We start from the raw sequence: 25,913 nt of genomic DNA on the forward strand, positions 1-25,913 counted from the left end.
CCGGGCCACCCCACGGCCCGGACCGGAAAAGACCGCTCCGGACCGATTTGGTTCCCCTGGTCGGCAAACCTGGCCCGCGCGCCGGTAACACGCGGAGCGGCGCTCGCTCCATGCCCTTCGTCCCGGCATCGGATGCCTGCCGCCCTGCGGAGCCGGGCGAACCCGGCTCCACGACATGGCGAAGATCAGCCCGGCGTGTCCATGCCCCGGGCCGCATAGAAAGCCGCCCGGAAGTCCTCGAACCGCCCTTCCGCGATGGCCGCACGCATCTGCGCCATCACCTGCTGGTAGTACCAGAGGTTGTGCAGGGTACCCAGCATCGGCGCCAGCATCTCGTTGCAGCGGTCCAGGTGGCGCAGGTAGCTGCGGGTGAATCCGTTGCGGCACGCGTAGCAGCCGCAGCCCGGCTCGATCAGCTGCAGGTCGTGCTCGTACTTCGCATTGCGGATGCGCACCGTGCCGGTCGAGGTGAAGAAGTGGCCGTTGCGCGCGTTGCGGGTCGGCATGACGCAGTCGAACATGTCCACGCCGCGCGCCACCGCTTCCACCAGGTCTTCCGGCCGGCCCACGCCCATCAGGTAGCGCGGCTGGTCCGCAGGCAGCTGCGGGCAGGTGTGTTCGAGCGTGAGGTTGCGCTCCTGCTCGGTCTCGCCGACCGCGAGGCCGCCGATCGCATAGCCGTCGAAGCCGATCGCCTTCAACCCATCCGCCGACCGCGACCGCAGGTCGTGGTGCACGCCGCCCTGCACGATGCCGAACAGCGCCGCGTCGTTGCCTTCGTGGGCGCGTTTCGAGCGTTCGGCCCAGCGCAGCGACAGCTCCATGGAACGTTCGATCACCCGCGGGTGCACCGGCTTGCCGTCGACGTTCACCGGCGGGCATTCGTCGAAGATCATGACGATGTCCGAACCCAGCACGCGCTGGATGTTCATGCTCTCCTCGGGGCCGAGGAACACCTTGCTGCCGTCGACCGGCGAAGCGAACGTCACGCCCTGCTCGGTGATCTTGCGCCGGTGCGCGAGCGAGAACACCTGGAAACCGCCGGAGTCGGTGAGGATCGGCTTGTCCCAGCGCGCGAAACCGTGCAGCCCGCCGTGCGCGCCGATCACGTCCAGGCCAGGCCGCAGGTACAGGTGGAAGGTATTGCCGAGGATGATCTCGGCACCGAGATCCTCGACGTGTTCGGGCAGGATGCCCTTCACCGAGCCATACGTACCCACCGGCATGAACGCCGGCGTTTCGATGGTGCCGCGCGGGAACGTCAGCCGGCCACGACGAGCAGCGCCGTCGGTGGTCAGCAGGTCGAAGGACATGCGACTCATGCGCACGGCTCCATCTCACCGAAAGCAGGCTTTTGCCCGTCATCCCGGCGCAGGCCGGGACCCAGTGTCTTCGGCAAGGGGAAAGCGAACGTCGCTGGGTCCCGGCCTGCGCCGGGATGACGGTAGAGGGAAAGTGGCAGGCTCATTGCCCGTGCTCCGGAAACAGCAGCATCGCGTCCCCATACGAAAAGAACCGGTACTGCTCGCGCACCGCGTGCGCATAGGCGGACATGACCCGGTCCTTGCCGGCGAACGCACTGACCAGCATCAGCAGCGTGCTTTCCGGCAGGTGGAAGTTGGTGACCATCGCGTCGACGCTGCGGATGCGGTAGCCGGGGAAGATGAAGATCTGCGTCTCACCGGCGAACGGCTGCAGCTCGCCGTCCCGCATCGCCGACTCCAGCGCGCGCACGACGGTGGTACCCACTGCGATGGCACGGCCGCCGCGCGCGCGCGCGCCACGCACCTGCTCGACCAGCGCCGGCCCGACATTGAGCCACTCGCTGTGCATGTGGTGTTCGAGGATGTTGTCCACGCGCACCGGCTGGAAGGTGCCGGCGCCGACGTGCAGCGTCACGTGGCCGAATTCCACGCCACGGTCGCGCAGCGTCGCCAGCAGCGCGTCGTCGAAATGCAGGCCGGCGGTCGGCGCCGCCACCGCACCCAGCTCGCGTGCGAACACGGTCTGGTAGCGCTCGTCGTCGTCCTGCCCCGGCGCTCGCTGGATATACGGCGGCAACGGCAGGCGACCGGCCTTCTGCAGCCAGCTTTCCAGTGCGCCGGGCACATGGAAGCGCAACTGGTAGAACTCGCCGTCGCGCCCGACCACCTCCGCTTCGCCGCCGGCATCCAGCTGGATGCGGCTGCCCGGTTTCGGCGACTTGCTGGCGCCGATCTGCGCGCGCGCCGCGTTTTCCGGCAGCAGGCGCTCGATCAGGATCTCCACCCGTCCACCGCTCTCTTTCTGGCCGAACAGGCGCGCGGGGATCACGCGGGTGTCGTTGAACACCAGCAGGTCGCCGGGCTGCAGCCATTCGGGCAGGTCGCGCACGTGCCGGTCCGCGAACGGCGCATCGCCCGGCGGCACCACCAGCAGGCGGCTGGCGGAACGCTCCGGCAGCGGCGCCTGGGCGATCAGCGCCTCGGGCAGGTCGAAATGGAAATCGGACTTCTTCACGGTCGAGGCCTTGCGGGGGCGTGCATTGTACGGGAGCCTGCCCGGACGCCCCGTCGTCAGCGTTCGAACTTGGTCGACAGCACGATCGACGAGGTGGTGCGCTCCACGCCTTCGAGGGCGCCGATGCGGTCGGTCAGCAGATCCATGTCGCCGACGGTGGGTACCGCGCCGATGGCGATCAGGTCGTGGCCGCCACTGACCGAATGCAGCACCCGCAATTCCGGCATCGCGCGCAGCGCCGCGACCACCGAGGTCATCTGCTTCGGGTGCACGGCGATCATGATGTGCGCGCGCAGGTGGCTGCGGTCGTATTCGTCGTGCACGCGCACGGTGTAACCGCTGATCACGCCTTCGCGTTCCAGCCGCTCGATGCGGCTCTGCACCGTGGTCCGCGACAGGCTCAGGCGACGCGCGATCTGGGCGGTGGACGCCCTCGCGTTCTCACGGAGCATTGAGAGCAGTTGCTGGTCGGCGTCGGTGAGCTTCATTGAGTGGGATTGTTTGGACGAGCTTCGTCGAATCGACGAAATATCCTCTAAATCCGCGCAGTTCACAACTGTCAAATGACGAATTATTCCCGATAATACGGGTTTACCGCTTGCCGCCGGAGGATTTCCATGGCCCTGACCGACCACCTTGCCCCGCTCCGCGCCCACAGGGGACAGCGCCTCACCGTCGGCCTGGACGACGCCTCCGTCGAACGCCTCGCCAAGGGCCACCCCGACCTGGTCGCCGCCATCGAAGCCGCCGCCGCCGAGCACGCCCGCTTGCAGGACGAGTTCGCCGAGCTGTTCGACCTGGACGAAGCCGAGCAGCTGCGCGCGGTGCAGGCCGGCTACGTCAATTTCTACGCCGACGACGCCATCAACCCGTACATCGCCCTCGCCGGTCGCGGGCCGTGGGTGGTCACGCTCAATGGCGCGGTGCTCTACGACGCCGGCGGCTACGGCATGCTCGGCTTCGGCCATACCCCCGCCGCCGTGCTGGACGCGATGGCCCGCCCGCAGGTGATGGCCAACATCATGACGCCCAGCCTGTCGCAGCTGCGCTTCGACCGCGCCCTGCGCAACGAGATCGGCCACACCCGCGGCGGCTGCCCGTTCGCCAAGTTCCTGTGCCTGAATTCCGGTTCCGAATCCGTCGGCCTGGCCGCGCGCATCGCCGACATCAACAGCAAGCTGATGACCGATCCGGACGGTCGCCATGCCGGCCGCACCATCAAGCGCATCGTGGTGAAGGGCAGCTTCCACGGCCGCACCGAACGCCCGGCGCTGTATTCGGATTCCTCGCGCAAGTCCTACCAGCAGCACCTGGCGAGCTACCGCGGCGAGGATTCGGTCATCGCCATCCCGCCCTACGACGTGGACGCGCTGAAGCAGGCGTTCGCCGATGCCGACGCCAAGGGCTGGTTCGTCGAGGCCGTATTCCTGGAGCCGGTGATGGGCGAAGGCGATCCGGGCCGCTCGGTGCCGCCGGCGTTCTACGCCGCCGCGCGCGAACTGACCCGCAGCCACGGCAGCCTGTTCCTGGTGGACTCCATCCAGGCCGGCCTGCGTGCGCACGGCGTGCTGTCGATCGTCGACTACCCGGGCTTCGAAGGCCTGGACGCGCCGGACATGGAGACCTACTCCAAGGCGCTCAACGCCGCGCAGTACCCGCTGTCGGTGCTGGCGGTGAACGAGCGCGCCGCCGGCCTGTACCGCAAGGGCGTGTACGGCAACACCATGACCACCAACCCGCGCGCGCTGGACGTGGCCTGCGCCACCCTGGCCCAGCTGACCCCGCAGGTGCGCGAGAACATCCGCAAGCGTGGCGTCGAAGCGGTGCAGAAGCTGCAGCAGCTGCAGGCGGAACTCGGCGGCCTGATCACCAACGTGCAGGGCACCGGCCTGCTGTTCTCGTGCGAGCTGTCGCCAGCGTTCAAGTGCTACGGCACCGGTTCCACCGAGGAATGGCTACGCCAGCAGGGTCTGAACGTCATCCACGGCGGTGCGAACTCGCTGCGCTTCACCCCGCACTTCGCGATGGACGGTGAAGAGCTGGACCTGCTGGTCGGCATGGTCGGCAAGGCGCTGCGCGAAGGTCCGCGGATCAGTCAGGCTGCGGCGGCCTGAGCCTCGCGGTCCGTATGACGAAGAAGGCGAGCCTCGGCTCGCTTTTTTCTTTTCCGTAGGGCGGGCCTTGGCCCGCCGTCTGGATTTCGCCGGTGGGCCAAGGCCCACCCTACGGTTGTGCAGTGAAGCGCTCGAGCGATGCCTGGATCAGCGCCTTCGCTTCCTTCGCATCGCCATAGCCATCGAGCTGCACCGGATTGCGGCCCTTCGGCAGGTCCTTGTAGACGCGGAAGAACGCCTCGATGCGCTGGCGCTCGATCTCCGGCAGATCGGCCAGGTCGCGGATGTTGGCGTAGGTCGGATCGACCTTGTCGGCGGGTACGCCGATGATCTTCTCGTCGCGCTGGCCGTCGTCGAGCATGCGCAGCACGCCGATGGGACGGAATTTCACCAGCACGCCCGGATGCAGCGGTTCGCGCGTCAGCACCAGCGCGTCGAGCGGATCGCCGTCGCCGGCCAGCGTGCGCGGCATGGAGCCGTAGTTGGCGGGATACGCCACCGGCATCGACTGGAAGCGGTCCACGTAGACCAGCCCTTCGTCGTTGATCTCGTACTTGGTGAAGCTGCCGGCGGGAATCTCCACCGCCAGCAGGACTTCGTCCGGCGCCGCTTTCGGTTGCTGCGCCAGAAACGGATGGCGGATGTGGGCCTCACGGGCCAGCGCGCTCGCGGCAAACAAGAGAAGCAGTACTCCGACAGAAAAATGTTTCATGGTCACTCCGGTAGAGCGGAGCTTGCTCCACTGCGCTTGAATGGATGGGTGATGCATCAGGGAATCTCTGAACAACTCGCCTTTCGCTCGTCATTCCCGCGAATGCGGGAACCCAGTGTCTTTGCTTCCAATGGCTTGAATCGCTGGATCCCCGCCTGCGCGGGGACGACGGCAATTACTCGGCGCTCCTTTCGCATCAATGAGCGGAGCAGGCTCGGCTCTGCGGCATCGATCATTCCCAGCACCGGTCGGCGCGACCCTTGAGGGTTTCGGCACGCGTGCAGGCGCGTTCGTCGATGCGACCTTCCGTGCGCTCGACCAGTTGCTTGCCCTTCTCCCCGTCGTCGACGAGATCGAAGGCATCGTACAGACGTCCCGTCGCGGTACGCGCTTCGTAACGCAGACGCGGACCGTCGAAACGCAGTACCTGGAACAGTTGGGTGTCCTCTGCGACCGGCCGCATCGTCTTGCGTGCTTCGTCCGAGAGCCGGTACTGCTTGGCGCCGGTGACCGAAACCACGAATACCGGCGGTGGCGCCTTCAGGCGGCCATAGACATGGTCGTGCCCCTGCAGCACCAGGTCGACCTTGTGCCGACGGATCACCGGCAACAGGTGCTGGCGCAACGGCACGTTGTCGCGTCCCTCGCGCGGCGAGAAGAACGGCTGGTGCGTCAGCACGATGCTCCAGCGGTGCGGATTGGACGCCAGCGCCCGGTCCAGCCACGCGGCCTGCGCTTTCGCCGTGCCGAGATCGAGCGCCGAGGTGCCATCGATCACGACCACGCGCACGTCCTGGTAGTCGAACCAGTACGTCGTCCGTTTCGCCTGCGCCACGCCGTTGCCCGGCAGCGCGAACGTCACCGGCCAATGCGCACCCAGCACGCGACGCTCCTGCGGGGTGTCCTCGAACTCCTCGAAGTACTCATGGTTGCCCGGTGCCGGCGCGACGACCAGCGAGGTCGGCAGCACCTCGTTCGCTTCGAACCACTCGCCCCACTCGTTGTCGTCTTCGCCATCGCCGCCACTGACCAGGTCGCCGGCGTAAAGCGCCAGCCGTGCGTCAGGCGCGTGGCGCATCGCTTCGCGCACCACGCGCGTGGTGAGGCTGACGTTCTTGTTCTGCGTATCGCCGAAGTACAGCAGGGTCAGCGGTCCTGGTGTCGCGGCCGCCGTACGCGTGTGGCGCCACGCGCTCCAGGTGCGGTCGCCCTGCACGCGCCATGCATACAGCGTGTCAGGCTGCAGGCCATCGACGTCGGCACGGTGATGGTGCGCACTGCCGTTCTCGGTCTTCAGCACGGTGCTGGCGGCGGTGATCCTGCGCGGTTCGCCCATGTCCGGCGAATCACCGGCCACGACGATCTCCAGCAGCGGCGCCTCGACCTTCGCGTCCGTGCGCCACGCCACGGCGAAACCGGTGCCCGCATCCTGCGCCGGGGAGGCCACGATGCGATCCGGAAATCCCGTCGGCGCATAGCGCAGCACACCTTCCGGCACGCGCGTGTTCGGCTCCGGCGGACGCGCCGCCGCGTCCTGTGCGCTTGCCCCCGCGCAGGCGCCCAGCAGCAGCACGATCAGCAGGCATTGCCGCATCATTCGGCCCTGGCTCATGGGGTCTGGCACGCCGGCAGTTGCAGCGCCTTGGCGATGTCGCGCCAATCGAACGCCACGACGCCCTGGTCGTCGTGCACGGCGTACAGCACGCCCTCGGGGAAGCGCTCCGACGTGGACGCGTCCAGCCAGATGCCATCGGTATTGGCAACCTGCGCGCCGGTCACCGCGCCGGTGTGCGCCAGTGTCCTGCGGTCGAACAGGTGGAACACCGTGCGGCCCTTGCCCTGCTCGGTGGTCAGCCACCAACCGCTGCCGTCGCCGCAGGTCTTCAGCATGATGCCTTCGGACTGCGCCTTGAACACATCGCGGCCGATGGTCTTGCCGGCGTACTTGCCCGCCAGGTCGTAGACCTTCAACTCGTTCGCGTAGGTCTCGTCTTCCTCGGCGATCAGCAGGCGATCATTGGCCGGATCGCCCCAGATCGACTCGACCACGCGCAGCGCACCGTCGGCCGTGGCGTCACCGAAGCTGCCGACGGCCTTCGCCGCCAGCGCATCGCCATGTCGCGCGACCTCGAAGCGCCACACGCGCCTGTCCAGCTGGTCGAGCGGCGGCAGGATGTCGTCGCCCTTCGCGTCCTCGCCCGCCATGTAGGCATCGGTGACGTAGACCTGGTAGCCCTCGCCGGTCCTGTTGACCCACAGGCCATAGGGCTTCTGCAACTGCTCGGCGGCGAAGCTGAGCACCGGCGTGAAATCCGGCAAAGACAGCACCTGCACACGATGGTTGTCGCGCTCGACCACGAACACCAGGTCATCGACCACCGCGATGCCGTTCGGTCGCTTGAACTGGCCCGCACCTTCGCCCGCTGTGCCGACGTCGCGCAGATGTGCCCCGGTCTGGCCGTCGTAGACCACCAGCTTGTCGGTCGCCTTCGCGGTGGCGATCAGCCAGCGCTTGCCGTCGGCGTTCGTCCACGAGGCCGGCGAGTCGATGTTGTCGGCCGGCGTCATCGGCGTCAGGAAGGCTTCCTTGATCACCGGAATGTCGCGCGCGTCGGGCGTCGTCGCAGCGCGCGACGCCTTCTCGTCGGAATCGCGCATGTCTGCGGCAGGCACAGCGGATTTTCCGGTGCAACCAGTGATCAGCAGGCTGGCGATCAAGGCGGGGAACAGCAGGCGGGCTTGGATCATCGTTGTTTCCTTGGAAGTTCGGCGACGCGTGAACGGACGACGGTCCGCCGAGGTAGTGTCGACGGACCGCACGCAGCCGTCAGAAGCGCAGCTTGACGCCGGCCGTGTAGGTACGGCCGTACAGTTCGTTCTGCAGCGTGTTGGACGGCGAACCGTGGTACAGCTCCAGCGGCTCGTCCAGCAGGTTGGAGGCTTCGAAGTAGAAGCCCCACTGGTCGCTGACCTTGTAGTCCAGGCTGAAGTCGAGCTGGGTGTTCGCTGCCACCCAGATATCGAAATCGCTGTCGCTGGCATCCACCTCGTCGAGGTACTCACTGCGGCGAACGGCTGCGATGCGCGTGCTCAGGCCACCCTTCTCGTAACCGATGTGCGCGCTGTACAGGCGGTCCGAGGCGTTCGGCAGGGTGAAGCTGCGGCCGTTGATTCCGTATTCGGTGTCCAGCCAGGTCGCACTGAAACCCAGTAGCAGGCCGCTGTCGAAGTGCTGCTGCCAGTTCAGTTCGGCACCATATACCGTCGCCTTGTCGCCGTTGACCGGCATGGTCACATCGAAACCCTGGTAGTCCGGATTGTCGCGCGTGGTCATGTCGACGATGTAGTCGTCGATGTTCTTGTAGAACAGGCCGGCCGAGACGATGCCGGTCTCGCCCAGGTAGCGCTCGATCGAGATGTCGACGTTGCGCGATGTGTACGGATCCAGCTCGGAATTGCCCAGCTCGACTTCTTCTTCGTCGCGGTTGATGCGAGTGCGCGGCGAGATGCTGCCGAACGACGGACGCGCGATGGTGGTGGTGTAGGCGCTACGCAGCACCCAGTCGCCCATGTCGTAACGCAGGTGCAGGCCCGGCAGCACGCTGGTGTAACTGCTGGAAACATCGCGGGTGGTGATGGCGCGGATCGTCTCCTCGTCTTCCAGGTCGACGACGTTGCCGGTGGCCTCGAACTCGGTGCGCTCGACGCGGGCGCCGGCGATAACGCGCAGCTTGTCGAAGTCCATCGTCGCCATCAGGTAGCCGGCCAGGATGTCCTCGCTCGCCGTGTAGTCTTCGATCAGCGAAACCTCGGTGTTGGCCGCCACGTCGCGCGGACGCGCGGTGTAATCGGACAGATGATCGCGCAGGTAGCGGTTCATGGCGCGCGAACTGATGCCGTCGCCCATGTTGCCGTGCGTGTAGCGCGGCGAACCGGTAGTCCAGCTACCCAGGTTGGGGTCCGGTCCCCGGCGCAGCTCGGCCTCGTCGATATCCACGTCGCGGTCGCGCCAGCGACCCAGCAGACCGGTCTTCCAGGTGACGGTGTCGCCGACGAAGGTGAAGTTCACCTGCGCGCTGTGCTCCTTGTCGTCCACCCACTTCGGTGCGATGACGAAGCGGTTGAACGCATAGTTGTCGTTGTCCAGCCAGCCGCCCGACGGATTGTCGGAGATCGTGTAGCGCGGGATCGGGCACGACGCATCCATCAGGATGGAGACGTCGTCGTCGCCCTCGTATTCGAAGCGCGCTTCCACTTCGTCTTCCACGCGCTCGCGCGTCTTGGTGAAGCCGAGCTTGTAGTCGACAACGGAGCCGGCGCCGAAGCGGTTCTCGCCGCCCGCACTGATCGTGAAGGTGTCTTCTTCCTTGGTGCGGAAGCGGACGCGACGGCTGAAATCGCCCGGATCGATGCCGTCGACGGTGTAGGTGCCGTCTGCGTTGACGCTGATGTCGCCCTCGCCCACCGGGATGATGCTGTTCTGGCGCGTCTCAGCGTCGGTGAAGTCGGTGTACAACGTGCGCAGGTAATAGCTGTTGCCTTCGCTGGGGCGCCAGTCGAGGTTGAGGTTCACGCCCGTGCGCTCGCGGTTGATGCTGTACTTGCGCTGCTGGACCTCGATCGGGGTCAGTCCGTCGCGCTCATCCTGCTTGTCGTACTCGACTTCGATGTTGTCGGACTCGTAGTTGCGGTCCTGGTAGCTCAGGCCCAGCGCCAGGCCGAAGGTGCCGTCGGCGAAGAGATCGCTGTAGTTGAATGAGGCCTTGGGACTGGTCTCGCCGCTCAGGTTCTGGTGGCTCATCTCGGCCTTGGCGCGGATGCTCCGGCCGTCGCGGTCGAACGCCGAGGCGGATTCCACCACGATGGCGCCGCCGATGGCGTCGCCCGGCATGTCCGGCGTCGGCGCCTTCACCACGGTCAGGCGCTCGGTGGAATCGGAGGGAATGACGTCCAGCGGCGCGGCGCGGCTGGCGTCTTCCGGCGTGCCGATGGCGACGCCGTCCACACTGACGCTGTTGAAGGCGGCATCCAGGCCACGCACGACGACGAAGCGGCCTTCGCCCTGGTCGCGGGTCGCGCTGACACCCGGCAGGCGCGATAGCGACTCGCCAACGTTCTTGTCCGGGTACTGGCCCATCGCATCGGAGGACACCGTGTCCTGGATGGCGTCGGCACCACGCTTGAAGTCGATCGCGCGCATCTGCTGTTCCAGCTGCGGGCGCACCTCGATGCGGTCAAGCGTGGTGGCGTCGGCGCTGCCGTCGGGTGACGTGGCGGATGAGGACTGTGCGTGCGCGTTCGACGCATGGCTGGCCATCGCCAGCGCAAGCACGACGGCGACGTGGAGCGGATGTTTGGACGACATGGGGGAGTCCCGGAGGATGTGAATACCGGGTGCAGACCTTATGTCCGCGATCTTTCACTGGCATGACAGTCCCATCGACATTGGTCGCATGCGCGATGCGCAGGTGACACCGCCGTGACGTCATATTTCGGTCACACTATCCGCATCGCCGTCATCGCCTCCGCCCGCCCATGAAAACCGTCGAAGTCCGCCATCCCCTCGTGCAGCACAAGATCGGCCTGCTGCGCAACGCCGGCCTCAACACCAAGGATTTCCGCGAACTGGTCACCGAACTCGGCACCCTGCTCGCGTACGAAGCAACGGCCGACCTCGAACTGACGACCGAAACGATGGCCGGCTGGGCCGGGCCGGTGGAGGTGAAGAAGATCGGCGGTGCCAAGATCACGCTGGTGCCGATCCTGCGTGCCGGCCTGGGCATGCTGCCGGGCGTGCTGGCGCTGATCCCCACCGCGCGCGTCAGCGTGGTCGGCCTGCAACGCGACGAAGAGACGCTGCAGCCGGTGCCGTACTTCGAAAAACTGACCGGGCGGCTGGAGGAGCGCGACGCGTTGATCCTCGATCCGATGCTGGCCACGGGCGGCACGCTGATCGCCACCATCGACATGCTCAAGCGCGCCGGCGCGAAACGGATCAAGGGCATCTTCCTGGTCGCCGCGCCGGAGGGCTTGAAGGCACTGGAAGCGGCGCACCCCGACGTCGAGGTCTACACCGCCGCCATCGACGGGCGCCTCAACGACAAGGGCTACATTCTGCCCGGCCTGGGCGATGCCGGCGACCGCATATTCGGCACGCGGATCGGCTGAAACTTCGCCTGTCCTAGCGAAATTCTTGTCGTGGGAGCGACGTAAGTCGCGAAGACATCGTCCTGTCGCGACTTACGTCGCTCCCACGGCTTCGGAGGTCACGCCGCCAACGGGCGCGCCTGCAGGTCAGCCACCTCGTGGGCGACACCGAACTTGCCCTTCTCGTCGCGGGTCACCTGCGCCAGTGCGCAGCCCGGATCATGGGTGAAGAACAGGCGGACGTTGCGCGCCAGCTTGTCTTCGAGGAACGCCCGCTTCTCGTCGATCAGCAGTTCCGCGTTGCGGTCGTAACCCATGGTGATCGGCACGTGCACCCACGACCGGCCGGGGATCAGGTCGGCGCAGAACACCACGCCACCGTGCGCCTGCCCGCCCACGCGTTCCGGTCCGACGATCTCCGCCAGCATCAGGCCCGGCGTGTGGCCGTCGCTGAGGCTGAAACGCACGGATTCGCCAAGCGCCACCGAATGTTCGCCGGTGACCAGTTCCAGCCGCCCGCTCGCTTCCAGCAAGGGTTGCAGTTCGGGAATGAAGCTGGCGCGGTCGCGCGGATGCGGCGTCAATGCTCGCTGCCAGTGCTCGGCACCGACGACGAACGTGGCGTTGGGGAACAGAAGCGTCGCCGCCATGCCCTCCTGCCACGGCGCCAGCAGGCCGCCGGCGTGGTCGAAGTGCAGGTGGCTGAGCACCACCACATCGATGTCCTCGTGCGAGAAGCCCGCCGCCTGCAGCGAGTCGAGCAGCACATGGCGGTCTTCCTGCACGCCGAAACGCGCCCGCATCTTCGGCTCGAAGAAGGCGCCGATGCCGGTCTCGAACAGGACGGTCTTGCCGTTCAGTGGCTGCGCGAGCAGCGCGCGGCAGGCCAGTTCGATGCGGTTCTCCGCATCCGGCGGCGACCACTTCTCCCACATGGCGCGCGGCGCGTTGCCGAACATCGCGCCCCCATCGAGTTTCTGGGAATTGCCCAGCAGGGACCAGAGTTTCATGGGGCGATTCTACGCCTGCGCGCTCACCTGTAGGAGCGACGTAAGTCGCGACCGCCATCCTTGGGTCACGCTTGCGGTCGGATCAGGCGGCAATCCGATCAATACGCACTATCGTTGCTTCGTGTACCGGACTTTTCCGGTCGCGACTTACGTCGCTCCTACAGGAGTACAGCGCCCTATTCAGGGCTTCGCGGTTGTTTCGACGACCTTGGCCGCACCGACGTCGTTGCGTGGATCGCTGCCGCCATGCAGGGTGTTGGTGGTCTTGTCCCACTCCACCGTCTGCAGGTTGCCCCAGACATGGCTGGAGCCACGGCCACCCTGTGCGGTGTTACCCGCGACCTTGAACTTGTGGCCCATGGCTTCCAGCGCCTGCTGCGACGCGGGCGTCAGCGCGTCGGTTTCCATCTCGATCAGGTCCGGCATCCACTGGTGGTGGAAGCGCGGCAGCGCGGCGACCGCCTGCGGATCGAGGCCCGCGTCGTAGCCCAGCACGCCCAGCAGCACCATGGTGATGATGCGGCTGCCACCCGGGGTACCCAGTACCGCCACCTTGTCCGGCGATTCCAGGAAGGTCGGCGTCATCGAACTGAGCATGCGCTTGCCCGGCTTGGGCGCGTTGGCGTCGTAGCCCATCACGCCAAAGGCGTTGGGCGTGCCAGGCTTCAGCGCGAAATCGTCCATCTCGTTGTTCAACAGCACACCGGTACCGGGCGGCACCAGGCCCGAGCCGTACAGCAGGTTGACGGTCTGCGTGCCGGCGACGCGATTGCCTTCGGCATCGATGATGGAGAAGTGCGTGGTTTCCTCGTCTTCCAGCGGCGTCTGCTGGCCCGACAGCAGGTCGCTCGGCGTGGCCTTGTGCGGATTGATCGTCGCACGCAGGCCGGCCGCGTAGTACGGGCTGGTCAGCGTCTTCATCGGGATCTCGACGAAATCCGGATCGCCGAGATAGAAGGTGCGGTCGCGGAACGCGCGGCGCATTGCTTCGACGATCAGGTGCGTGCGCTGCGCTTCGTCGAGCTTGTTCAGATCGTAGGCATCGAGGATCTGCAGCATCTGCGTCAGCGCCACGCCGCCGGACGACGGCGGCGGTGCCGTCGTCACCTGCCAGTCGTTGTACTTGAACGTCAGCGGTTCGCGCTCGCGCACGGTGTACCCGGCCAGTTCCTTCGCCGTCCACTGCCCGCCTTCGGCCTTCACGCCGGCCAGCAGCAGCTTGGCGGTCTCGCCGCGGTAGAAACCATCGAAGCCCTGCGCGGCGAGACGCTCAAGCGTGCGCGCCAGATCGGGTTGTTTGAAGACATCGCCCTCCTTGATCGGCTGGCCGTTGGCCAGGAACACGGCGCGCGTGCCCTTGTAGCGCTCCATCACGTCGCGACGCGCCTGGTAGCCGCGCGCCATGCGTGCATAGACCGGAAAACCGTCGCGCGCCGTGCGGATCGCCGGCGCCAGCGACGTTTTCAGTGGCAGCCTGCCGTACTTCTCCGCCACGTGGACGAAGGCAGCGGGCAGGCCGGGGATGCCGGCAGCCCACGGGCCGTTCTCGGCTCGGTCGCGGTTGAAGTCGCCATTTGGCAACAAATACTTGTCGGGCGTCGACGCGGCCGGCGCGGTCTCGCGCGCATCGATGAAGACATCCTTGCCGGTGTTGCCGTCATGCAGCAGGAAGAAGCCGCCACCGCCGAGGCCCGAACTGATCGGTTCCACCACCGACAGCGTCGACGACACCGCGATGGCCGCGTCGAACGCGTTGCCGCCCTGCGCGATGACGTCCAAGCCCGCCTGCGTGGCGAGCGCGTGCGCGCTGGCAATGGCGGTACCGGGCGGATGGGAGGGAATGTTGGGACGGACGACGTCGGCAGCCAGCGCGGCAGGCGCGAAGGCGACGACGAACAACAGGGCGGACAGACGGCGATGGATCACGACTTCTCCTGAAACGGACACCGGGAGGAAGCGCGTGCGTAGCCTGGCGATCAGCCGGCCTGCAGCCTCAGCATCTTCGCCAGCAGCGCTTCGTGGGTCTCAGGATACGCCGGATCGGGGTCGATGCACTCGACCGGGCACACGACGACACATTGCGGTTCGTCATGATGGCCGACGCATTCGGTGCAGCGCGCCGGATCGATCACGTAGATCGTCTCGCCCATCGAGATGGCCTGGTTGGGACAGGCCGGCTCGCAGACATCGCAGTTGACGCAGAGTTCGTTGATCTTGAGGGACATCTTGTTCCGTCATTCCCGCGAAGGCGGGAAGCTAGCGACTTTCATCTTGGCATTCGTCGGCAGCACTCAATTCGATGCCCGGTCGCTGCAGGCTGGCTGCGGCGCGCGACTGAAAGTCACTGGATCCCCGCCTGCGTGGGGATGATCTTCCGGCAGAGGCGTGGCCGCCGTGCGGCGGCCACGCGCCGGAAGGTCACTTGGCTTCGACGAACACGTATTCGGCGCTGCTCGGTGCAACGGCGGCCTTCACCCGCTCGCTGTCCTCGGCCTTGCCGATGAACAGCACGCGCACGCCCTTGAATGCGTCCGTCTCGACGCCTTCGAACGCGGCCACGGCCAGGTCGGCGACCTTGGCGCTGTTCGGCGAGCCGAACGCGATCAGGTTGCCGCTGCTCACGCCACGGGCAACCGCACCCTTGGCCTGGTCCAGCTGGCGGCCGTACTTGGCCTCGAACTCCGGATCCGTCTCGGCCGGCAGGTAGTACACGTACGGCGTATTGGTGATCGTGCCCATGTTGGCGTCGACCACCTTGCTCAGGTATTCCTTCCACGGGCCGTCTTCGTTCGTGGTCGGCGCGACCAGCGCGACTTCGGCCGGCTCGGCCGGGGCGTCATCCTGCTTCTTGCACGCCGCGAACGGCAGCACGAGGCAGGCGGTGAGCATGATGCGGCTTGCGAACTTCTTCATGGGTATTCCCCCTCTTGGTAAAACGGTTGTCGGAATCGTGGCGCTCAGGCGCCCTGCTTGTTGTTCTGCCACTGCGCCTTCAGCGCTGCGGTCACGGCCGGCGGGACGAAGCCGGAGACATCGCCGCCCAGTCGCGCGATCTCGCGCACCAGCGACGAGGAAATGAAGCCGTACTGCTCGGCAGGGGTCAGGAACAGCGTCTCGACCTCCGGGATCAGGTGGCGGTTCATGCTGGCCAGCTGGAACTCGTATTCGAAGTCGGACACCGCGCGCAGGCCGCGCAGCAGTACGCCGCCGCCGACGTCCTTGACGAAGTGCGCGAGCAGGCCGTCGAAGCCCTGTACTTCCACATGCGGATGCTTCGCCACCGCATCGCGGGCCAGCGCGACGCGCTGGGCCAGCGGCAGCGCCGGGCCTTTGCCAGGGCTTTCCGCCACCCCGATGATCACGCGCTCGAACAGCGGCGCAGCGCGGTCGATCAGGTCGATATGGCCATTGGTGATGGGGTCGAACGTGCCGGGGTACACGGCCGTCCGGTTGCGCGCCACAGTCATTCAGTCGTCGCCGGCGGATCGTCGGGCCGAAGTGTAACAGTGGCGTGATGGCCCGGGGCGCGATACAGGGCATAGCGGACCTCGCGCGTGCGCCCCTCGCGGTGCAACGCCCAGGACGGCGGGACATCCGGCGGGAGATCCGTCGGCGATTCCACGTAGACCCAGGCCCCGGGGGCGAGGCGCGGCAGCAGGCCCTCCAGCGCCTTCGCCCACAGGCCATCGGCGAAGGGCGGGTCCAGGAAGACCAGGTCGAAGGCGTTGCGGCAACCGTCGATCCACGCCAGCGCATCGGCCGCGTGCACCTCGGCCTGCGCGGACAGCCTGGTCACCGCCTCGCGCAGCGTTGCGGCGAGGCCCGGGTCGCGTTCCACCAGCACGGCCCGTGCGGCCCCACGCGACAGCGCCTCCAGCCCCAGCACGCCGGTCCCCGCGAACAGGTCCAGCACGCGCGCGCCCGGCAACGCCGGCGTCAGCCAGTTGAACAGGGTCTCGCGCACCCGGTCGCTGCTGGGGCGCAGGCCCGGGCGGTCCGGCACGGCCAGCTTCGTGCCACGCCAGCGTCCGCCGATGATCCGCACATGGCCGGTCCCGCGGATGGCGGGAGCGGACGCGGGAGGATGGCGGCGAGAGCTGCGGGACATCGGCAGGGCGGCAACGGAAGGCCCCGCATGATACGTCCCCGTCCTTGTGCGCGCCCCGGTAGCCCGTACATGCCGCAATGACCCGTACATGCCGCAATGAAGAGCGCGCCGCAACGCGCTGGCACGGTGATCGCCCGACGCGGACCCTGTTGCTGCGGTCGGGGCTGAAGCCCCTCCTGCAGGGCGTACGGTTGAGAAAGCCGCCCCCGACCCATACACCGGGAGGCATTGGCCGCCGCCCGCGGCCCGCACACCGATTCCATGGAGCACGACCGCGATGACCGTTGAGAGCCGCAAAGAAACCCTGGGCTTCCAGACCGAGGTGAAGCAGCTGCTGCAGCTGATGATCCACTCGCTGTATTCGAACAAGGAGATCTTCCTGCGCGAGCTGGTCTCCAACGCCGCCGACGCCGCCGACAAGCTGCGCTTCGAGGCATTGAAGGAACCCGGGCTGCTGGAAGAGGATCCCACCCTGCGCATCCGCGTCGGCTTCGACGCCGCCGCGCGCACGGTGACCATCGACGACAACGGCATCGGCATGAGCCGCGACGAGGCCATCGCCCACCTCGGCACCATCGCCAGATCCGGCACCGGCGAGTTCCTGCGCGCCCTGTCCGGCGACCAGAAGAAGGACGCCAACCTGATCGGCCAGTTCGGCGTGGGCTTCTACAGCGCCTTCATCGTGGCCGACCGCGTGGACGTATTCAGCCGTCGCGCCGGGCTGCCGGCCAGCGAGGGCGTGCACTGGTCCAGCGCCGGCGAAGGCGATTTCGAAGTCGCCACCGTCGACAAGCCCGAGCGCGGCACCCGCGTCGTGCTGCACCTGAAGGAAGGCGAGGAAGGCTTCGCCGATGGATGGAAGTTGCGCGGCATCATCAAGAAGTATTCCGACCATGTCGGCCTGCCGATCGAGATGCCGAAGGAACAGCACGGCGAAGAGACGCCGACTGCCGTCGAGTGGGAAGCCGTCAACAAGGCCAGCGCACTGTGGACGCGCGCCAAGTCCGAGATCAAGGACGAGGAATACACCGAGTTCTACAAGCACATCGCCCACGATTTCACCGACCCGGCGGCGTGGAGCCACAACAAGGTCGAAGGCAAGCTGGAATACACCTCGCTGCTGTACGTCCCCGGCCGCGCACCGTTCGACCTGTACCACCGCGACGGTGCCAAGGGCCTGAAACTGTACGTGCAGCGCGTCTTCATCATGGACCAGGCCGAACAGTTCCTGCCGCTGTACCTGCGCTTCCTGCGCGGCGTGGTGGATTCGTCCGACCTGTCGCTCAACGTTTCGCGCGAGATCCTGCAGTCCGGCCCGGTGGTCGACTCGATGCGCTCGGCGCTGACCAAGCGCGCACTCGACATGCTGGAGAAGCTGGCCAAGGACAGACCCGAGGACTACAAGGCGTTCTGGAGCAACTTCGGCCAGGTATTGAAGGAAGGCCCCGCCGAGGACTACGCCAACCGCGAGAAGATCGCCGGCCTGCTGCGCTTCGCCTCCACGCACGATGCCTCCGGCGCGCCCAGCGTGTCGCTGGTCGACTACGTGGGCCGCCTGCAGGAAGGCCAGGACAAGCTGTACTTCCTGACCGGCGAGTCGCATGCGCAGATCAAGGACAGTCCGCACCTGGAGATCTTCCGCAAGAAGGGTATCGAGGTGCTGCTGCTCACCGACCGCATGGACGAATGGCTGATGGGCTACCTGACCGAGTTCGACGGCAAATCCTTCGTCGATGTCGCCCGCGGCGACCTGGACCTGGGCGCGCTGGACAGCGAGGACGACAAAAAGGCGCAGGAAGAAACCGCCAAGGCAAAGGAAGCCCTCGCCGGCCGCATCAAGACCGTGCTCGGCCTGGACGTGGCCGACGTGCGCGTCTCGCACCGCCTGACCGACTCGCCCGCCATCCTCGCCATCGGCCAGGGCGACCTGGGCCTGCAGATGCGCCAGTTGCTGGAAGCCAGCGGCCAGCAGGTGCCGGAGAGCAAGCCGGTGTTCGAGTTCAACCCGGAGCATCCGCTGATCGCCAAGCTGGATGCCGAAAGCGATGCGAACCGCTTCAACAACCTGACCCGGGTGCTGTTCGACCAGGCAGCGCTGGCTGCCGGCGAAAGCCTCAAGGATCCGGCCGGTTACGTGAAGCGCCTCAATGCGCTGCTGCTGGAGTTGTCGGCGTAATCGAAAGTCGCGCGCTCCCAGCTACTCCCCTCTCTCCGTGGAACGGGGAGAGGGTGCCGAAGGCGGGTGAGGGGCGAACGGAGGCAGTCCGCTCAGAAAGCCTTGATAGGCGCCGGACGCGCCCTTCTTCAGGCCGCAGCGTGCGACTGGGAAAAAAGCGCCCCTCATCCGCCCCCGTATCAAGTACGGGGCAGGCTCTTCGGGCACCTTCTCCCCGCTGCGCAGGGAGAAGGACGTCAAGCACTGACATCCAGCAACCCGCCCAGTGTCTCGTCCGCCACCTTCAGCACGAACAGGTTGGCGCCGGCCATCGCCTTGTAGGTCAGCATCGCGGCCACGTCCTCAAGCGGCGCGGCCGGATCGGCCTGCGCGTCGACCACCGTCGCGGATACGCCCCCCGCCCCCTCGGCCGACAGCGCTAACGACTGCCGCGTGGCGTCGGGCGTGGCCAGGTTGGCGAGGTTGTGCGCGGCAGCCTGCAAGCCGATCGAGGCGGCGCGCAGGCCCGAGGTCGCGATGCCGGTAATGGCGTTCATGCTTGGATTCCGGGTTTTCCGCCCTCGATATCGGCCGCCGCCGGCCCCACTTGAGTCCTGTGCCCGGGCGTCCGACGGCCGGGTGGTAGCATGTCGCCCTCTTCGAGACCCCCCCCTGCAATGATCGGTTTTTTCCGCCGCAAGAAGCCCCAGGACGGCCCGGACGCCGCCCAGACCCGCCCCAGCACCGAAGAGCTCGCCGCCGCCTTCCCGCGCGCGCCGTCGGAGCCGTTGCCGGCGGATGCCGCCCCCCCCTCTGCCCCATCTGCGATGGAGAAGGTGCTGCAGGCGCATGAGGGGGAAAATCCGCTCGTCGTAAAGGCTGAAGCTGCCCCACTCGCCCCCTCGCCCCAGCCCTCTCCCCCACAGGCGGTCGAGAGGGTGCAGGACGCCGAAGCCGATGCCGCGCCCGCCGCTGCGGCCGGCAAGTCCGGCTGGCGCGACCGCCTGCGCCGCACCAGCGCCGCGCTGGGCTTGGCCGGTCTGTTCACGCGCAATCCGCGCCTGGACGACGACCTGCTGGATGAAATCGAAACCGCGCTGTTGACCGCCGACGTCGGCGTACCGGCGACCACCGCGCTCATCGAAGACCTGCGCAAGCGCATGAAGGAACGCGAATTCGCCGACGCGCAGGCGCTACTGAGGGCGCTGCGCGTGGACCTGATCGCGCTGATCGCGCCGGTCGCGAAGCCGCTCGTCATCGATGCAACCCGCAAACCCTTCGTCGTGCTGACGGTCGGCGTCAACGGCGTCGGCAAGACCACCACCATCGGCAAGCTGGCGCGCCGCTTCAAGCAGGACGGCCACAGCCTGATGCTGGCCGCCGGCGACACGTTCCGCGCCGCCGCCGTCGCACAGCTGCAGACCTGGGGCGAACGCAATGGCGTTCCCGTGGTCGCACAGGGCCAGGATGCGGATGCGGCCTCGGTCGCGTTCGACGCGCTGCAGTCGGCCAAGTCGCGCGGTATCGACGTGCTGATCGCCGACACCGCTGGCCGCCTGCACACGCAGACCGGCCTGATGAACGAACTGGGAAAGATCCGCCGCGTGCTCGGCAAGATCGACGAAAACGCGCCGCACGAAGTGCTGATGGTCATCGACGGCACCACCGGCCAGAACGCGCTCTCGCAGTTGCGGCAGTTCCATGCCGCGGTCGGCGTCACCGGCCTGGTGGTCACCAAGCTGGATGGCACGGCCAAGGGCGGTGTGCTGTTCGCGCTGGCACGCGAGTTCGGCATCCCGATCCGCTACGCCGGCATCGGCGAGCGCGTGGAAGACCTGCGCGTGTTCGATGCGGAGTCCTTCGTCGATGCACTGTTGCCGGAAGCGCTGGGTGGCGGCTGACATCAGCTCCATGGCGGTTGTGGGAGCGACGTCAGTCGCGATCGACCACCGCGGCGGCGTCATCGCGACTGACGTCGCTCCCACAGACCGTCCGGCGTGAGCAGCACCGCTCCCTTCGCGCAGCGTTTGCTGACGTGGTTCGACCGCCATGGCCGCCATGACCTGCCATGGCAGCATCCGCGCACGCCCTACCGCGTGTGGCTGTCCGAGATCATGTTGCAGCAGACGCAGGTCGCCACGGCGACGCCGTATTTCCTGCGCTTCGTCGAGCGCTTCCCCACCCTGCCCGATCTCGCCGCCGCGTCGACCGATGACGTAATGGCACACTGGGCCGGACTGGGCTACTACGCCCGTGCCCGCAACCTGCATGCTGCCGCGAAGGCCTGCGTCGCCGACCACGGTGGCCAACTGCCGCGCGATGTCGATGCGCTGCACGCGTTGCCCGGCATCGGCCGCAGCACGGCCGGCGCGATCCTGTCGCAGGCGTGGAACGACCGTTTCCCCATCCTCGACGGCAACGTCAAGCGCGTGCTGACGCGTTTCCACGGCATCGCCGGCTGGCCCGCGCTGCCTGCAGTGGAAAAGCAGCTGTGGGCGCTGGCCGAAACGCACCTGCGTCAGGTGCCCGATGGCCGGCTCGCCGACTACACGCAGGCGCAGATGGATTTCGGCGCCACGCTGTGCACGCGCGCGAAACCGGCCTGCGTGGTGTGTCCCGTGCAGGAAGACTGCGTGGCGCGTCGCGACGGACTCACTGGCGTGCTGCCCACGCCCAAGCCGTCGAAGGTGCTGCCGGAACGCGAAGCCGTCGCACTATGGCTGGAGAACGCCGACGACGAGATCCTGCTGCAACGGCGTCCGGAGACCGGCATCTGGGCCTCGTTGTGGACGCTGCCACAAGCCGACACCGACGCCGGCATGCGCGACTGGTTCGCCCGCGAAATGAAGGGCGATTACGACGCCGCCGAAGAGCTTCCGTTGATCGTGCACACGTTCAGCCACTATCGCCTGCACCTGCAACCGTTGCGGCTGCGCAAGGTCGCCCTGCGCGACGCGGTGCGCGACAATGACGGCCTGCGCTGGGTGGCGCGCTGCGATCTTGCCGCGCTGGGCCTGCCGGCGCCGATCCGCAAACTGCTCTTTGCCATCACCCCCGCCCAGGCGGGAAGCGCTCCACGACGGCCGCATGGCCGGTAATCCACTGACCTACAACAGGACTTCCACGATGTCGCGCACCGTCTTCTGCCAGTACGAACAACGCGATACGGAAGGACTCGACTTCGTGCCCTATCCCGGCGACCTGGGCAAGCGCATCTACGCGAACATCGGCAAGCCCGCCTGGGCGGCATGGCTGGCGCACCAGACCATGCTGATCAACGAAAACCGGCTGTCGCCGCGCGATCCCAAGCACCGCGCCTTCCTGGAAACGGAACTGGAGAAATTCCTGTTCGGCGGCGGTGCGGACAAGCCGGCCGGTTACGTGCCCTCGCCGTAGACCGGGCCGGCGTCACCCTCAACTTTTCGCGTCGCGCTCCACCGCGGCGGCTTCGCGCAGTTCCTTCTGGCTGGCCCGCAGCGCCTTCACGTCGAGCGGACGGATGGTCTGGATGCGGCAGGGGATCTTGATGCTGGCGGTACCCGCGCCCAGTGGCACCACGTCGTCGAAGCGCGCGGATACGCGGCTGCCGAACTGGGTGATGCGGATGGCCATGGCGTAGTCGAGGTCCTGGCAGGGACCGGACAACTCGAGCAGATAGCCTTCGCTGGGCTTGGTCCAGACCGCCAGCGCGCCGTCGCCGAGGGGCGTCCAGCCGTTGAGGCGGCCGAAGTACTGGAAATCCTTGACGGGCTCGCCGGCATGACCGCGGTAGAAGGCGAGTTTTTCGGCGTCGGTCTGCTTGCCGGCGGTGGCACAGCCGGCCAAGGCGGTGGCAGCCAGCAGGGCAAGGGGAATCAGGCGTTTCATGGGGAACTCCGGTTCGGTGTGATGGGGCACTCTCTCCGCCGGCCCATGATGCGCCCGTCACCGATGACGGACAGGGCGTCGTGGACGGGCATTCAGCCGAGGGTGCAGCTTGCCTTCCCTTGCCCCGATCCGTATCATCTGCGGCCTTCGCACCGGCTTGCCGACCCGCGAAAGATCCTGGCCTGGTAGCTCAGTTGGTAGAGCAGCGGATTGAAAATCCGCGTGTCGGTGGTTCGAATCCGCCCCGGGCCACCATATCGTTCACGAAAGGCCTGCAGCGATGCAGGCCTTTTTCGTTCCTGCATCCCTGCCCTGCCAGGCAGCCTCCGCGCGCTCCTTCGACAACCCCGGTGCCCTCCAATGCCTGACCCCATCCGCCTGGCCAAGCGTGTTGCCGAACTCACCGGCTGTTCGCGCGCAGAGGCCGAGCACTACATCGAAGGCGGCTGGGTCACCGTGGACGGCGAGACGATCGAAGCGCCACAGCATCCCGTCACCGACGAGCGCGTGGAGATCGACCCGGCCGCCGAACTCACCGCCAGCGAGCCCGCCACGCTGCTGCTCCACAAGCCGGAAGGCATCGCCTGGCAGGACGCGGCACCGTTGGCCGTACCGGCCACGCGCATGGTGGAAGACGACAGCGGCGTGCGTCCGCTGAAGCGCCACCTGCAACGCCTGACCCCGCTGATGCCGCTGGACACCGACGCCAGCGGTCTGATGGTGCTCAGCCAGGATGGCCGCGTGTGGCGGCGCCTGACCGAGGACCATGCGCAGATCGAACAGGAGTTCGTGGTCGAGATCCGCGGCACCACCGACCCCTACACGCTCAGCCGCATCGGCCACGTGACCACCTATCAGGGCCGGGGCCTCGCTCCTTGCAAGGTGAGCTGGCAGAACGAGGTCCGGTTGCGCTTCGCGATCAAGGACGTGCAACCGGGCGAATTGCGCCACCGCTGCCGCGAAGGCGGACTGGACGTGGTGTCGATCCGCCGCCTCCGCATCGGTCGCATCGCACTGGCGAAAGTGCCGGTCGGGCAATGGCGCTACCTGCCGGCCGGCGCGCGCTTCTAGATCGCCCCGTTTTCCGAGGCGCACGCGGCATTCGTGCTCCCTCTTCCCGATCGTCCGGCCGCGCGTTTCACATCGTGGTAGAGCCGCGCCTCGTAGGCTGCGCCGATCCCCACCTTCCGAAAAGCACGCATGCGACCGCTCATCCTGGCGCCCGTCCTCCTGCTGGCCGCCTGCGGCGGCAATGGCCTTGTGCGTGGCGAAGGCGCACCGGCATGCGCCAGCGTGGCCGCCAAGCAGCGCGCGGCGGAGAACGTGGACAAGGACTACGAAGACATCCGGCAGCGCACCGTTGCGTCGCCGACCGAGAAGAACCAGCGGAAACTCGCGGCCGCTGCAATCGAATCCGCTGCCGCTACCGCCTCGCTCGATGCGGCGCAGGCCGCGCAGACGGCTGGCCGCTGTCCACAGGGCTAGGCGCGCGGCGCCGTGCCGACGATGCCTGCTGCTTGCGGCGGTATCTCGTCGCCTGCCCTCGGCACTGCGTCACGGGATGCAGGCTGCGGACGACAAGGCGCCTCGCACACACGTTGCCATTCCGTCGACGCCGACACGGGTTCGCAGCTGGGCAGGCGATGATCGAGGCCTTTGCCATGGCCATGGAGCCACGTCGCCAATACGATGACGGCGAGGACGCACCACCCGAGGATGGATCGGGAATTTGCATCTAGCGGCATGATGGGAACTCGTTGGGGCGTGCGGCGCCGAAGGCGGACACATGCAGTGCCGGTAGGACGTTGCTATCTGATATCGCCACGCGCGCAGGTATCCGGACAGCCGCCACGCAAAGGACGAGGTGCCGGGCAGTGCTTGCGGAATTCCGCGCCCATCGACGCAAGCCGAATCCGTCGCGCCCTGATATCGGCCAACGTTGGCACCGCCAGGGCTGCAGTGCGGCTGGAATGCCGGCGCTCACCATCGACCGGCATCCACTCGGCAGCGGGATCCTGCATGCCAGCGCGGACCCGCGCCCGGATCCGCCATCCAGGCCTGCGCGAGGGCTTCGTCACCCCCGTCGCCGTCCTGGAGCGCAGCCGCGCCGAACTGCCCGGAAGGCTATCGCCAGTGGAGGCAGGTCTTCGACGACGGCCACGCAAACTTGCGGGATCAACCTGGCGGCGACCCTGGATCTGGTCGAAGGAATGCTGGCGAAGCGCGACACGGTAACGGACATCGACCGACGCGACGTCGCGTCACGGCGTCACCGGTCGCGGGCGGGGTTTCGGAATGTCCGCCTTCGGAGCGCGGCCGGACCCGATCATCGCGACGGCACGCATTTCCACCACGGCACCGGGTGCGAGCAGCGCGCTGGTACCGACCGCGCTCCACGCGGGGTAATGCGAGGGGAAGTATTCGTGGTGGATGGGCGCGAAACGGGCGAATTCGTCCTGGAAACTCTTCGGATCGGTCGGGCCGGTGTGGAAGGTGGTCAGTTCCACCACGTCGGCGTAGGTCGCGCCGGCCTCGGCGAGTTGCCTGCCCAGCACCACGAACATGCGCCGCACTTTTTCTTCGTACGTACCGTCACCCGCTGCGGGAATGCCGGAGACGATGACCATGTCGCCCACCTTCACCACCGGCGTGTAGTGCCAGTCGTGGTACGCGGCCTCATGGCCGGGATTGGCGAAATGCTCGCGCGTGGGCGTGTCCTGCGCATGGACGGTGGACGCGGCGACGCATAGCAGCAGGCAGGACGTCAGGCGGATCATGGGTGGGGCACTCCGGGCCGGGAACCGCAGTCTTGCGCCGGGCACCCCGCCGGCCATGTCCCATCCGTCACGCCACCGCGACGTCGCTGATGGCCGGCAGTCGCTCGCACGGAGCGACAGCGCGTCTTGACGTCCTCTCTACGGACCGTGCTGCAAGGTCGCTCCATCCCCTCCCGGAGACGCGACGTGGACATCGTCATGAAGACGGCAGCGCTTGCCCTTCCCGACCATTTCGCCTGGCATCGCACGGACGCCGGCCATGACCTGTGCGTGGGCGGGATGACCGTCGCCCAGGTGCACGGCCAACAGGACGAGTTCGTGCTGCGGATCCTGGTGGACATGGGCGACATCGCCCCGTTCGACATGGCCATCCGTTGCGAAGAACGCGCAGTCGCCTGGGTCACGCAGTGGGCCTGCCAGCGCGCGGGACTGCTGGACCGCTACGCCACCCGGCAGCGCACGAGCGCAGGGGACAGCGCCCCCGTGCTGGCATTGGCGGCAGCCTGAGCATCGCTACGCGCTTC

At 67.2% G+C, this 25,913-nt stretch carries 24 protein-coding genes, 1 tRNA gene and 1 pseudogene; 10 read left to right on the forward strand and 16 right to left on the reverse strand.

Annotation, left to right across the window (positions count from 1 at the left end; all coding sequences use genetic code 11):
- Nucleotides 1–185: 185 nt before the first annotated feature.
- The 3 genes from tgt to V7060_RS05355 form a co-directional block, all read right to left on the reverse strand.
- Nucleotides 186–1,322 (reverse strand): tRNA guanosine(34) transglycosylase Tgt, encoded by a 1,137-nt coding sequence (gene tgt / locus V7060_RS05345; protein WP_334178221.1) that lies wholly within the window; start codon nt 1,320–1,322, stop codon nt 186–188.
- A gap of 142 nt (nt 1,323–1,464) precedes the next feature.
- Nucleotides 1,465–2,499 carry a tRNA preQ1(34) S-adenosylmethionine ribosyltransferase-isomerase QueA gene (gene queA, locus V7060_RS05350; protein ID WP_334178222.1) on the reverse strand — a complete coding sequence of 345 codons (1,035 nt, stop codon included), beginning with the start codon at nt 2,497–2,499 and terminating at the stop codon, nt 1,465–1,467.
- A 56-nt stretch (nt 2,500–2,555) separates the two neighbouring features.
- The gene (locus V7060_RS05355) at nt 2,556–2,987 is read right to left on the reverse strand and encodes an Lrp/AsnC family transcriptional regulator (protein WP_062350866.1); all 432 of its coding nucleotides are present in this window, start codon (nt 2,985–2,987) and stop codon (nt 2,556–2,558) included.
- A gap of 129 nt (nt 2,988–3,116) precedes the next feature.
- Between V7060_RS05355 and V7060_RS05360 the strand changes: the two genes are divergently transcribed.
- Nucleotides 3,117–4,613 (forward strand): aminotransferase class III-fold pyridoxal phosphate-dependent enzyme, encoded by a 1,497-nt coding sequence (locus V7060_RS05360; RefSeq protein WP_334178223.1) that lies wholly within the window; start codon nt 3,117–3,119, stop codon nt 4,611–4,613.
- A gap of 109 nt (nt 4,614–4,722) precedes the next feature.
- Here the strand turns inward: V7060_RS05360 and V7060_RS05365 are convergent, their stop codons facing one another.
- From V7060_RS05365 to V7060_RS05380, 4 genes are all read right to left on the reverse strand, one after another.
- Nucleotides 4,723–5,325 carry an inorganic diphosphatase gene (locus tag V7060_RS05365; protein WP_334178224.1) on the reverse strand — a complete coding sequence of 201 codons (603 nt, stop codon included), beginning with the start codon at nt 5,323–5,325 and terminating at the stop codon, nt 4,723–4,725.
- Nucleotides 5,326–5,557: 232 nt separating this feature from the next.
- A complete protein-coding gene (locus tag V7060_RS05370) occupies nt 5,558–6,937 on the reverse strand; it encodes a metallophosphoesterase family protein (RefSeq protein WP_334178225.1) in 1,380 nt (459 codons plus the stop codon).
- On the reverse strand, nt 6,934–8,073 hold the full coding sequence (locus tag V7060_RS05375) for a phytase (protein ID WP_334178226.1): 1,140 nt from the start codon (nt 8,071–8,073) through the stop codon (nt 6,934–6,936). The genes V7060_RS05370 and V7060_RS05375 overlap by 4 nt, the downstream gene beginning before the upstream one ends.
- Nucleotides 8,074–8,152: 79 nt before the next feature.
- A complete protein-coding gene (locus tag V7060_RS05380) occupies nt 8,153–10,690 on the reverse strand; it encodes a TonB-dependent receptor (protein ID WP_334178227.1) in 2,538 nt (845 codons plus the stop codon).
- Between the two features lie 170 nt (nt 10,691–10,860).
- Between V7060_RS05380 and upp the strand changes: the two genes are divergently transcribed.
- Nucleotides 10,861–11,493, forward strand: a complete 633-nt coding sequence (upp, locus tag V7060_RS05385; protein WP_334178228.1) for a uracil phosphoribosyltransferase — start codon at nt 10,861–10,863, stop codon at nt 11,491–11,493.
- A 98-nt stretch (nt 11,494–11,591) separates the two neighbouring features.
- On the opposite strand, the gene V7060_RS05390 is transcribed toward upp, so the two are convergent.
- The 6 genes and pseudogenes from V7060_RS05390 to rsmD form a co-directional block, all read right to left on the reverse strand.
- On the reverse strand, nt 11,592–12,482 hold the full coding sequence (locus V7060_RS05390) for an MBL fold metallo-hydrolase (protein ID WP_334178229.1): 891 nt from the start codon (nt 12,480–12,482) through the stop codon (nt 11,592–11,594).
- Between the two features lie 180 nt (nt 12,483–12,662).
- Nucleotides 12,663–14,318: pseudogene (gene ggt, locus V7060_RS05395) on the reverse strand (gamma-glutamyltransferase); the annotation flags it as partial.
- A gap of 140 nt (nt 14,319–14,458) precedes the next feature.
- The gene (locus tag V7060_RS05400; protein WP_055940809.1) at nt 14,459–14,707 is read right to left on the reverse strand and encodes a YfhL family 4Fe-4S dicluster ferredoxin; all 249 of its coding nucleotides are present in this window, start codon (nt 14,705–14,707) and stop codon (nt 14,459–14,461) included.
- 193 nt (nt 14,708–14,900) lie between these two features.
- Nucleotides 14,901–15,395: a hypothetical protein gene (locus V7060_RS05405; RefSeq protein WP_334178230.1), complete on the reverse strand. Its 495-nt coding sequence runs from the start codon at nt 15,393–15,395 to the stop codon at nt 14,901–14,903.
- A gap of 44 nt (nt 15,396–15,439) precedes the next feature.
- Nucleotides 15,440–15,949 (reverse strand): pantetheine-phosphate adenylyltransferase, encoded by a 510-nt coding sequence (gene coaD, locus V7060_RS05410; protein ID WP_334178231.1) that lies wholly within the window; start codon nt 15,947–15,949, stop codon nt 15,440–15,442.
- On the reverse strand, nt 15,946–16,590 hold the full coding sequence (gene rsmD, locus V7060_RS05415) for a 16S rRNA (guanine(966)-N(2))-methyltransferase RsmD (protein ID WP_334178232.1): 645 nt from the start codon (nt 16,588–16,590) through the stop codon (nt 15,946–15,948). The genes coaD and rsmD overlap by 4 nt, the downstream gene beginning before the upstream one ends.
- Before the next feature lie 277 nt (nt 16,591–16,867).
- Between rsmD and htpG the strand changes: the two genes are divergently transcribed.
- Nucleotides 16,868–18,766: a molecular chaperone HtpG gene (htpG, locus tag V7060_RS05420; protein ID WP_334178233.1), complete on the forward strand. Its 1,899-nt coding sequence runs from the start codon at nt 16,868–16,870 to the stop codon at nt 18,764–18,766.
- 236 nt (nt 18,767–19,002) lie between these two features.
- Here htpG and V7060_RS05425 read toward each other — a convergent pair whose 3' ends face one another.
- A complete protein-coding gene (locus tag V7060_RS05425; RefSeq protein WP_334178234.1) occupies nt 19,003–19,302 on the reverse strand; it encodes a hypothetical protein in 300 nt (99 codons plus the stop codon).
- Between the two features lie 120 nt (nt 19,303–19,422).
- Here V7060_RS05425 and ftsY point away from each other — a divergent pair, with 120 nt between their 5' ends.
- From ftsY to V7060_RS05440, 3 genes are all read left to right on the forward strand, one after another.
- Nucleotides 19,423–20,646 carry a signal recognition particle-docking protein FtsY gene (gene ftsY / locus V7060_RS05430; RefSeq protein WP_334178235.1) on the forward strand — a complete coding sequence of 408 codons (1,224 nt, stop codon included), beginning with the start codon at nt 19,423–19,425 and terminating at the stop codon, nt 20,644–20,646.
- Nucleotides 20,647–20,742: 96 nt separating this feature from the next.
- A complete protein-coding gene (gene mutY, locus V7060_RS05435; protein ID WP_334178236.1) occupies nt 20,743–21,843 on the forward strand; it encodes an A/G-specific adenine glycosylase in 1,101 nt (366 codons plus the stop codon).
- A gap of 28 nt (nt 21,844–21,871) precedes the next feature.
- Nucleotides 21,872–22,141 (forward strand): oxidative damage protection protein, encoded by a 270-nt coding sequence (locus V7060_RS05440; protein WP_334178237.1) that lies wholly within the window; start codon nt 21,872–21,874, stop codon nt 22,139–22,141.
- 18 nt (nt 22,142–22,159) lie between these two features.
- Here V7060_RS05440 and V7060_RS05445 read toward each other — a convergent pair whose 3' ends face one another.
- Nucleotides 22,160–22,612: a DUF6491 family protein gene (locus V7060_RS05445; protein ID WP_334178238.1), complete on the reverse strand. Its 453-nt coding sequence runs from the start codon at nt 22,610–22,612 to the stop codon at nt 22,160–22,162.
- 179 nt (nt 22,613–22,791) lie between these two features.
- On the opposite strand from V7060_RS05445, the gene V7060_RS05450 reads away from it, so the two are divergent.
- The 3 genes from V7060_RS05450 (at nt 22,792) to V7060_RS05460 (ending at nt 24,097) form a co-directional block, all read left to right on the forward strand.
- Nucleotides 22,792–22,867: transfer RNA gene (locus tag V7060_RS05450), tRNA-Phe, on the forward strand.
- 105 nt (nt 22,868–22,972) lie between these two features.
- On the forward strand, nt 22,973–23,683 hold the full coding sequence (locus V7060_RS05455; protein ID WP_334178239.1) for an rRNA pseudouridine synthase: 711 nt from the start codon (nt 22,973–22,975) through the stop codon (nt 23,681–23,683).
- A gap of 129 nt (nt 23,684–23,812) precedes the next feature.
- On the forward strand, nt 23,813–24,097 hold the full coding sequence (locus V7060_RS05460; protein WP_334178240.1) for a hypothetical protein: 285 nt from the start codon (nt 23,813–23,815) through the stop codon (nt 24,095–24,097).
- 776 nt (nt 24,098–24,873) lie between these two features.
- Here the strand turns inward: V7060_RS05460 and V7060_RS05465 are convergent.
- Complete coding sequence (locus tag V7060_RS05465; protein WP_334178241.1) at nt 24,874–25,389, reverse strand: Rid family hydrolase; 516 nt, start codon at nt 25,387–25,389, stop codon at nt 24,874–24,876.
- Between the two features lie 186 nt (nt 25,390–25,575).
- Here V7060_RS05465 and V7060_RS05470 point away from each other — a divergent pair, with 186 nt between their 5' ends.
- Nucleotides 25,576–25,896, forward strand: coding sequence for a hypothetical protein (locus V7060_RS05470; RefSeq protein WP_334178242.1), 321 nt, complete (start codon nt 25,576–25,578; stop codon nt 25,894–25,896).
- The last annotated feature ends 17 nt before the right edge of the window (nt 25,897–25,913 follow it).

The organism is Pseudoxanthomonas sp. (assembly GCF_036845285.1).
In the GTDB taxonomy this organism is placed as follows: Bacteria; Pseudomonadota; Gammaproteobacteria; order Xanthomonadales; family Xanthomonadaceae; genus Pseudoxanthomonas_A.